This window comes from Acidithiobacillus sp. TH-A67 (assembly GCF_057473545.1).
On the sequence record NZ_JBYCKU010000029.1, the window covers coordinates 1 to 7,793 of the forward strand.

General features: G+C 59.3%; 10 protein-coding genes and 3 tRNA genes. 10 read left to right on the top strand and 3 right to left on the bottom strand.

Annotated features, from left to right (window positions below):
* From ribD to AC2VNM_RS03865, 6 genes are all read left to right on the top strand, one after another.
* Positions 1-1,055, top strand: a 1,055-nt coding sequence (ribD, locus tag AC2VNM_RS03840; RefSeq protein ID WP_486912913.1) for a bifunctional diaminohydroxyphosphoribosylaminopyrimidine deaminase/5-amino-6-(5-phosphoribosylamino)uracil reductase RibD, incomplete at its 5' end; no start/stop codon positions are given.
* On the top strand, positions 1,055-1,708 hold the full coding sequence (locus AC2VNM_RS03845) for a riboflavin synthase (RefSeq protein ID WP_483189433.1): 654 nt from the start codon (positions 1,055-1,057) through the stop codon (positions 1,706-1,708). The genes ribD and AC2VNM_RS03845, both read left to right, overlap by 1 nt.
* Positions 1,708-2,838, top strand: a complete 1,131-nt coding sequence (gene ribB, locus AC2VNM_RS03850) for a 3,4-dihydroxy-2-butanone-4-phosphate synthase (protein ID WP_486912914.1) — start codon at positions 1,708-1,710, stop codon at positions 2,836-2,838. Before AC2VNM_RS03845 ends, ribB begins: the two co-directional genes overlap by 1 nt.
* On the top strand, positions 2,835-3,302 hold the full coding sequence (gene ribH, locus AC2VNM_RS03855; RefSeq protein WP_215871277.1) for a 6,7-dimethyl-8-ribityllumazine synthase: 468 nt from the start codon (positions 2,835-2,837) through the stop codon (positions 3,300-3,302). The genes ribB and ribH overlap by 4 nt, the downstream gene beginning before the upstream one ends.
* Entirely contained in the window at positions 3,299-3,769 is a 471-nt protein-coding gene (nusB, locus tag AC2VNM_RS03860; protein WP_483165742.1) for a transcription antitermination factor NusB, read from the top strand. Before ribH ends, nusB begins: the two co-directional genes overlap by 4 nt.
* A gap of 65 nt (positions 3,770-3,834) precedes the next feature.
* Positions 3,835-4,386, top strand: coding sequence for a tetratricopeptide repeat protein (locus AC2VNM_RS03865; protein ID WP_483165741.1), 552 nt, complete (start codon positions 3,835-3,837; stop codon positions 4,384-4,386).
* A gap of 4 nt (positions 4,387-4,390) precedes the next feature.
* On the opposite strand, the gene AC2VNM_RS03870 is transcribed toward AC2VNM_RS03865, so the two are convergent.
* The 3 genes from AC2VNM_RS03870 to AC2VNM_RS03880 form a co-directional block, all read right to left on the bottom strand.
* The gene (locus AC2VNM_RS03870) at positions 4,391-4,735 is read right to left on the bottom strand and encodes a LapA family protein (protein WP_483165740.1); all 345 of its coding nucleotides are present in this window, start codon (positions 4,733-4,735) and stop codon (positions 4,391-4,393) included.
* A 9-nt stretch (positions 4,736-4,744) separates the two neighbouring features.
* Positions 4,745-6,430 (bottom strand): ubiquinone biosynthesis regulatory protein kinase UbiB, encoded by a 1,686-nt coding sequence (ubiB, locus tag AC2VNM_RS03875; RefSeq protein ID WP_483165739.1) that lies wholly within the window; start codon positions 6,428-6,430, stop codon positions 4,745-4,747.
* 79 nt (positions 6,431-6,509) lie between these two features.
* Positions 6,510-7,160, bottom strand: coding sequence for an OmpA family protein (locus tag AC2VNM_RS03880; RefSeq protein ID WP_483165738.1), 651 nt, complete (start codon positions 7,158-7,160; stop codon positions 6,510-6,512).
* A 232-nt stretch (positions 7,161-7,392) separates the two neighbouring features.
* Here AC2VNM_RS03880 and AC2VNM_RS03885 point away from each other — a divergent pair.
* The 4 genes from AC2VNM_RS03885 to AC2VNM_RS03900 form a co-directional block, all read left to right on the top strand.
* Positions 7,393-7,477: transfer RNA gene (locus AC2VNM_RS03885), tRNA-Tyr, on the top strand.
* Between the two features lie 20 nt (positions 7,478-7,497).
* Positions 7,498-7,571, top strand: a tRNA-Gly gene (locus tag AC2VNM_RS03890).
* Between the two features lie 6 nt (positions 7,572-7,577).
* Positions 7,578-7,653: transfer RNA gene (locus AC2VNM_RS03895), tRNA-Thr, on the top strand.
* Between the two features lie 43 nt (positions 7,654-7,696).
* Positions 7,697-7,793 (top strand): GTP-binding protein (locus tag AC2VNM_RS03900; RefSeq protein ID WP_022970494.1); only part of this gene is annotated, 97 nt, incomplete at its 3' end.

Here is a 7,793-nt window from a genome sequence, read left to right on the forward strand (position 1 = left end):
AGGGCCGCTACAGCACCCACCCGAATCCACGAGTCGGTGCGATTCTGCTGCGTGATGGCAGGGAGCTGGGGCGCGGAGCGCATCTGCAGGCGGGTGGGCCACATGCGGAAGTCTTTGCCCTACGCGAGGCTGGAGAGGCGGCGCGCGGCGCAACTCTCTATGTTACTCTCGAACCCTGCTCCCATCACGGCCGCACACCGCCCTGCAGTGATGCCCTGATCGCCGCCGGGGTACGCCGCGTGGTGGTGGCGATGGAAGACCCCAATCCCCTGGTGGCTGGTCAGGGCATCGCCCGCCTGCGTGCTGCCGGCATCGAAGTCGATCTGCCCTGCCTGGAAGAGGAGGCTGCGTGGCTGAATCGTGGTTTCATCCAGCGCATGCGCACGGGTCGTCCCTGGATTCGCATCAAGCAGGCCAGCAGTCTGGACGGCAAGATTGCTCTCGCGAATGGTCAGAGCCAATGGTTGACCGGGGTGCTTGCACGGGAGGACGTGCAGCAGGAGCGGGCGCAGGCGAGTGCCATCCTGGTCGGCGTAGGTACGGTCCTGGCCGACGATCCGCGTCTGGCCCCACGCCTGGAATCCCCGCCGCTACGCTACCCGGCCAAGATCGTCCTCGATGGACACCTGCGTACCCCGCCCACGGCCGCTCTCTTGCATAGCCCGGGTAGGACGTGGATTGTGCATCGAGACGATGCCGATGGTGCCTATGGTCCGGCTCTGGCCGCTGCCGGTGCCCGCCTCGTCGCTTTGCCGCCGGCAAGCTCGGGAGTCGGGGTCGACTTTACTGCGCTACTGCAGTTTTTGGCAGCCGAAGGAGTCAACGAACTCATGGTCGAGGCGGGTGGAAGACTGGCCAGCAGTCTTCTCGATGCCGGGTTGGTCGATGAATATCTACTCTACTTTGCCCCCCTCTTGCTGGGGCGGAACGCCCGCGCCTTTGCCGAGCCCGGGCCCTTCGCGGAGCTTGGGAAGATTCCGCGCTGGCACCTCCGGGAAAGCCAGGTGTTGGGGCAAGACGTAAAACTTCGCTATCTCTGTCAGCAGGAGGCCTGATGTTTACCGGAATCATCCAGGCCTTGGGAACTCTGCAGCAACGCCAGCACCTCGGTGGTGATCAGCGCTTCTGGATTGCCGCTGGCGGTCTCGATCTGAGCGACGTGCAGTTGGGAGATAGCATTGCGGTGTCCGGCGTCTGCCTGACGGTGGTCGCATTGGAGCATGGACGTTTTGCCGTCGATGTCTCGCGGGAAACCCTGGAACGCAGTACCCTCGGCAGTTTGGCCCTGGGTGCGCAGGTCAATCTGGAAAAGGCTTTGCGTCTTGCTGACCGCTTGGGTGGGCACTTGGTGGCTGGCCATGTCGATGGAGTTGGCACATTGCTCAGCGCGCAGGCCTCCGGCCGCTCTCAGGTCTATCGGGTGCAGGTGCCCCAGGATTTGCGGCGCTACATCGCGGCCAAAGGAAGCATCTGCGTGGATGGCGTGAGTCTTACCGTCAATTCCCTGTATCCTGATGGTTTTGCACTCAATCTCATTCCCCACAGTCTGGCGCAGACTACCGCCCAGTTCTGGAAACCGGGGCAACGACTCAATCTGGAGGTCGATCTTCTCGCTCGCTATCTGGAGCGCCTCATGGCCGAGACCGGGAAAAGCGCGGTAGAATCCCGGCTCGACGCCGCAAGTCTAGCCGCGAAAGGATTCATTTGATGACGGACACGCATATCAGTCCTACGGAAGAGATTCTCGCCGACATTCGGGCTGGGAAAATGGTCATCCTCATGGATGACGAGGACCGCGAAAACGAAGGCGATCTGATCCTGGCGGCAGAGCACGCCACCCCCGAGGCCATCAACTTTATGGTGCGGGAGGCCCGCGGTCTGGTGTGTCTGCCCCTGACCCAGGAGCGTTGTCAGCAACTGCAACTCCCGCAGATGGTGCGGCACAATACTGCGCAGCTGGGCACTGCCTTCACGGTCTCGATTGAGGCGGCGCGCGGGGTCAGTACCGGAATCTCCGCTGCCGATCGTGCCACTACGATTCAGGCAGCCATTGCCGATGGCGCTGGTCCCCAGGACCTCGTCATGCCCGGGCATATCTTTCCCTTGGCGGCGCAGCCCGGCGGGGTATTGGTGCGTGCTGGCCACACCGAGGCCGCTGTTGACCTCGCCCGTTTGGCGGGTTGCAAGCCGGCGGGCGTGATCTGCGAGATTCTCAACGAAAATGGGGAGATGGCGCGCTTACCAGACCTGCTGCCCTATGCCGCGCGCCATGGTCTGAAGCTTGGGACGATTGCCGATCTGATCCGCTATCGCCTGGAGCGCGAGCGCATTGTCCGGCGCGAGGGTAGTGGGCCCTGGCAGAGCCCCTGGGGCATGTTCACCCTGCACCTGTATCGCGACTGGATCGCTGGTGAGACCCACTTTGCTCTGGTAAAAGGGCAGCCGGAAGAGAGCGACAAGCCGGTCTTGGTGCGGGTGCAGGTGGGAAAGGCCCTCACGGATCTCTTTCTCGGGGATCAAGGCCCCGTGGCCCACGCGTTGGCGCGCCTGGCACAGGAAGAGATCGGTGTCCTGGTATATCTGCAACATGCCGACGAGATCGAGTCCCTCCTTGCCCAGATTGCCGAGTTGCCGGCACGGCCGCAGGGGCCTGGACAGGCAGGAGACTCGGGAAAAATTCTCCGCACCTTCGGTATTGGCGCCCAGATCCTCACCGACCTTGGCGTCCATCAGGCGCTGGTCCTCAGTGACAGTCAGTTTCAGTATCGCGGCATTGGCGGTTTCGGCCTCGAAATCGTCGGTCAACTCCCCTTTCTCGAAACAGGAAAACGCCCATGATCGAGCGCATCGAAGGTACGTTGCAAGTCGGCGCTGGCGAGCGGTACGCGCTGCTGGTTGCCCGGTTCAACAGTTTTATCACGCAGCAGTTGGAGCAGGGTGCCATTGACGGTCTCAAACGGCATGGCGCCAGCGACGAACAGATTCAGGTAATCTACAGCCCTGGAGCCTATGAGATCCCGTTATTGGCGCAAAAGCTCGCGCGTTCCGGCAAATATGCCGCTGTCCTTTGTCTGGGGGCGGTGATTCGCGGTGGTACGCCTCATTTCGATTATGTCGCGGGCGAGGCGGCCAAGGGCATCGCCCAGGTTGGCCTTGAGACTGGCGTACCTGTAATTTTCGGCATCCTCACCACGGACAGCATCGAACAGGCCATTGAGCGAGCGGGCACTAAGGCCGGTAACAAGGGCTTTGATGCCGCTCTCACGGCAATGGAAATGGTTCAGTTGCTGAAAAACCTGTGAACGAGCCCCGCACTCCCAGTCGTCGGCGTCTGGCGCGAATGGCGTTGGTGCAGGCGTTGTACCAATGGCAGCTCAATCCCAGTTCCTGTGAGGAGCTAGCGGAACAGTTCCATGCCGATCCGGAGCGCCTGCAAGCGGCAGATGTAGCCTTCTTCGATCGGACCTGGGCGGCACTCTGCGGACAGGTAGGCGCCCTCGACCCGGCGATCATTGCAGCCATCAGCGATCGTCGCTGGGAAGATGAGGTCAACGAGATCGAGCGTGCCATCCTTCGCCTCGCCGCCTTTGAATTACACTCTGCACCAGACACCCCCTATCGAGTGGTCATCAATGAGGCTATCGAGCTTGATAAGGCCTTTGGCGCCGACCAGGGTCACCGCTTCATCAATGGCGTTCTGGACCAGCTTGCCCGCCGCTGGCGGGCCGTGGAACTCAGTCCTCCAGCGCCGAAAAGTAACGTGACATAGCTATATCCATGCATGAGCTTTTTGGTGTAACCTTCTGACTCCCAGAGTTTTCTTTTGAGGGCCCCATGAAGATTTCACAGTCCATCGCTATCTCCGCTGTACTGGTTTCCAGCACCATCTTCTCCGCGTCGGCATGGGCTGGCCAGGCCGACCAAGCCACTTTGGAGGATGCGGCATGCACGTCCCCCGACCTGCTCACCACCGCCAAGCTGGAAAATGACATCGGTACCCACTGCGCGCTTGGCCAGGGGGTTCCACAAAATTACGCGCTGGCGGCACAGTGGTTCGAAAAAGCTGCCAAGATTGGCTATGGTAAGGCACAGTACAATCTCGGGATGCAGTATTATTCTGGTCAGGGAGTGGCGCAGAACTATGCGCAGGCTGCCGAATGGTGGCAGCGTGCAGCAGAGCAGAATGTGGCTTTGGCCCAGTACAATCTCGGTAACCTCTATTATCAGGGACTCGGTGTCAAACAGAATTTCCAGAAGGCCGCCTATTGGTGGACAAAGGCAGCCGGACTGGGCGTAGCGCAAGCCAAGACGAACCTGGCGGTGTTGGAGAAGTGGCAGGCGAAAAACCTCCAGCAGGTCGCCGAAAAGACCCCCGTCACCCCGTAAGCGATCAGAGATTCTGCGGCGGGCGGTCTTCTGACTCCCGCTGCTCCGATCCGGACGCCTTATGCAGCTCCTGCTCCAGGGTCAACCTGTGGTTCTGCTCACCCAACAGCTTCGTCTCCAGCTCGCCGATCTGTCGGACGTGCTTGCGAATCCGCCAGCGATTGCGCAGATGCGTCGGCAGATAAAAAATGGTGCTCGCCAGCGCCCCGGCAACGAAGGCAATCAGGACGATCACTCCGATCGACTGTTGAAACTCCCAGGTAAAGAAGCGGACAGCGCTGAGGGCATTGTTCTGCACCGCAAATATCACTGCCAAAGCGGCAATGAACAGGGAAAAGAAAATCCACATGTGCCTCTCCTAGTTTTGTGATCGAACGAAGACCGCTTGAAACCAGCGCGTTACTGCCCAGCCGACGAAAGGTAGGCTGAGCAACCACAGCCAGATAGGAAGATCCAGCACCAGGGCACTCAGATCCCCTTCGACCGCAGCAATGAGGGCCAATCCCATAACCACGATCACCGAACTGGTCAACACGGCAAGGCGCTGCAGACCGCGCCGTAACTCCCGCCGAATAGCCTCCAGTTCCTCATTCTGCACGGGCACTTGCAGCTCGCCACGCTGGGCCTTTTGCAGCAGGTTGTGCACCAGTTCCGGTAGTTCAGGTAACACCAAGCCCCACTGCGGCGCGTGACGGCGAAATTGTGTCCACCATGCCTGCGGACCGCGTTGCCGATTCAACCAGTCGCGCAATAGTGGTGTTGCCACCTCCCAGATGTTCAGGGTAGGGTTGAAGTCCCGCGCAATCCCCTCCACATTCACCAACGTCTTCTGTAAGAGTAGCAGTTGCGGCTGGGTCTGCATCTGGAAGCGGCGCGTCGTCTGGAACAGGCGCAGAAGCAGTTGGGCTACGGAAATTTCGTGTAAAGGCTTTTCAAACACCGGCTCGGCGATGGCGCGGATCGCTGTTTCGAAATCCTGGACGTTGGTATCTGCCGGTACCCAGCCGGCCTCGATGTGGGCTTCTGCCACGCGCCGGTAGTCGCGGCCGAAAAAGGCGACCATGTTCTCGGCGAGATAATGCTGGCTGGCTTCGTCTAGGCTCCCCATGATGCCGAAATCAACGGCAATGAAACGGCCATTGCTGGGATCGATGAAGATGTTGCCAGGGTGCATGTCGGCATGAAAGAAGGAGTCACGGAACACCTGGCGAAAGAAGATCTCGGCGGCACGGCGCGACAGCTGATCAAAATCGATACCGGCGGCCCGTAGCGCTTCGCGTTGTCCAATCTGGATGCCGCGTATGCGCTCCATCACCAAAACCTCTTCACTACAATAGTCCCAATACACCTCTGGGACGTAGAGAAGATCAGGCTCATTGATGAAGTTGCGGCGTAACTGGCTCGCATTGGCCCCCTCGCGCAGAAAATCCAGCTCGCCCCGCAGGGTCTTGGCATATTCCGCAACCACTGCGCACACTCGTAAACGTCTGCCTTCCTGGGAATAGCGTTCGGCAAGCTCGGCCAGCCAGGCGAGAATCCCCAGATCCTGTTCAATGATGCGGTGTAGACCGGGTCGGCGGATTTTGATCGCTACTTCGCGGCCATCGTGCAGGCGACCGAAATGGACCTGGGCAATGGATGCGGCGGCAGCGGGCTCGCTGTCTATCTCGGCAAAGAGTTCTGCAACCGGTTTCTTCAGAGAATGCTCGAGGATCTGTCGTGCCTGCGCTGTCGGAAAGGGAGGCACCGCGTCCTGTAGTCTGGCGAGCTCGCGGGTGATCTCCTCGGGCAACAAGTCCCGCCGCGTGGATAGCATCTGTCCGAGTTTCACAAAGGTCGGGCCAAGGGCTTCGAGGGCGAGACGCAGACGGGCACCAAAACTTCCCTCCGGCTTGGGCATGATCCAGCGCCCGGGGTTCAGCTTGAGGATGGCCTGATATGGCTTCAGCAACGGCAGATAATAGAGCAACTCATCCAGTCGGTAGCGAACCAGAACGCGAGTGATCTCGAAGATGCGAAGGGAACGGAGATAAGATTGGCGCATGGCGGGATTCTAGCATGCTTACCAGAGAATAGGACGAAAAAGGGCCCCGCAGGGCCCAGAACTAAACAGCTGTCTGCTCTTATTTGGTTACGGTCTTTTCGACCTTGATTGTGCTGTTGATCTCTACACGCTGGTTGAGAAAACGTCCCTGAGCGGTAGCGTTGCTGGCAACAGGATCATCGTAGGAATGGCCCTTGAGCACCATGCGACTCCGGCTGACTCCATGGTTCTCCAGGTACTGCGCCACACTCTCTGCCCGTTGCTTGGACAGCTTCAGATTGTACGCGTACGTACCTACCTTGCTGCAGTATCCATTTACGTTGAGCACCGCGTCAGGATGATTTTTGGCGAAGTCGGCCACCTCGTCGAGAACCTTGATGTCATGGTCAAGGAGTTTGTAAGAATCGAACTTGAAGTTGATTCCGGTGATGGTGATTGGTTTGCTGACCAGCACTGTCTGCTCGACGGGCGCAATGGGTGCCGGGGCGGCTGCAGGTGCGGGTGACGGAGCAGGGGCGGCGACCTTTACCGGAGGCACGCAATAGGCAGGGGCTGGCCCGTTGGTGTCCGGTCGTCCGCCGCGTACGCATTGGCCTTTCGCGGTGACCACCGGCGCTCCCTGGGCATTTACCGCATACCCCTCATAGGGGCTGGTGCTAGCCAGAGCCGTGCTGGAGCTAAGTACCGCAGCGACAGAAAGTGCCAGCGTCAATCGCAGATTGTTCGACATTGTAATACCCTCCTCAATACCAAATGTAGAGCCGTGCCACGGACAAGGCAACGGTATTTTTACAACAAGCGGAAGAATGTTGTAATTCGACAACGCTGTCAAGGCGCGCGTACCTTGCCCCTGTCTGGAAAGGCATCGATTGGCATCAAAATACCTGTCCGCCTGATCAGTTAGAGCGCTGAAAAAGTCTTGACAGTGACGGGGGACGAAGTAATAATTCGCCGCTACCGCTGGAGGGGTTCCCGAGCGGTCAAAGGGATCAGACTGTAAATCTGACGGCTCTGCCTTCGGAGGTTCGAATCCTCCCCCCTCCACCAGATTTGCCGAGTTCGGTCGTGCGGGTGTAGTTCAATGGTAGAACCTCAGCCTTCCAAGCTGATGGTGTGGGTTCGATTCCCATCACCCGCTCCAAGTTTGGCCCACATAGCTCAGTCGGTAGAGCACTTCCTTGGTAAGGAAGAGGTCACCGGTTCAAATCCGGTTGTGGGCTCCATTTTGTTACGTCGCTTTTGGTTTTGATTGGAGAGGGTCTCTGAATGTCCAAGGGAAAGTTTGAGCGGACGAAGCCGCACGTAAACGTGGGAACGATTGGTCACGTGGATCACGGCAAGACCACGCTGACGGCGGCGCTGA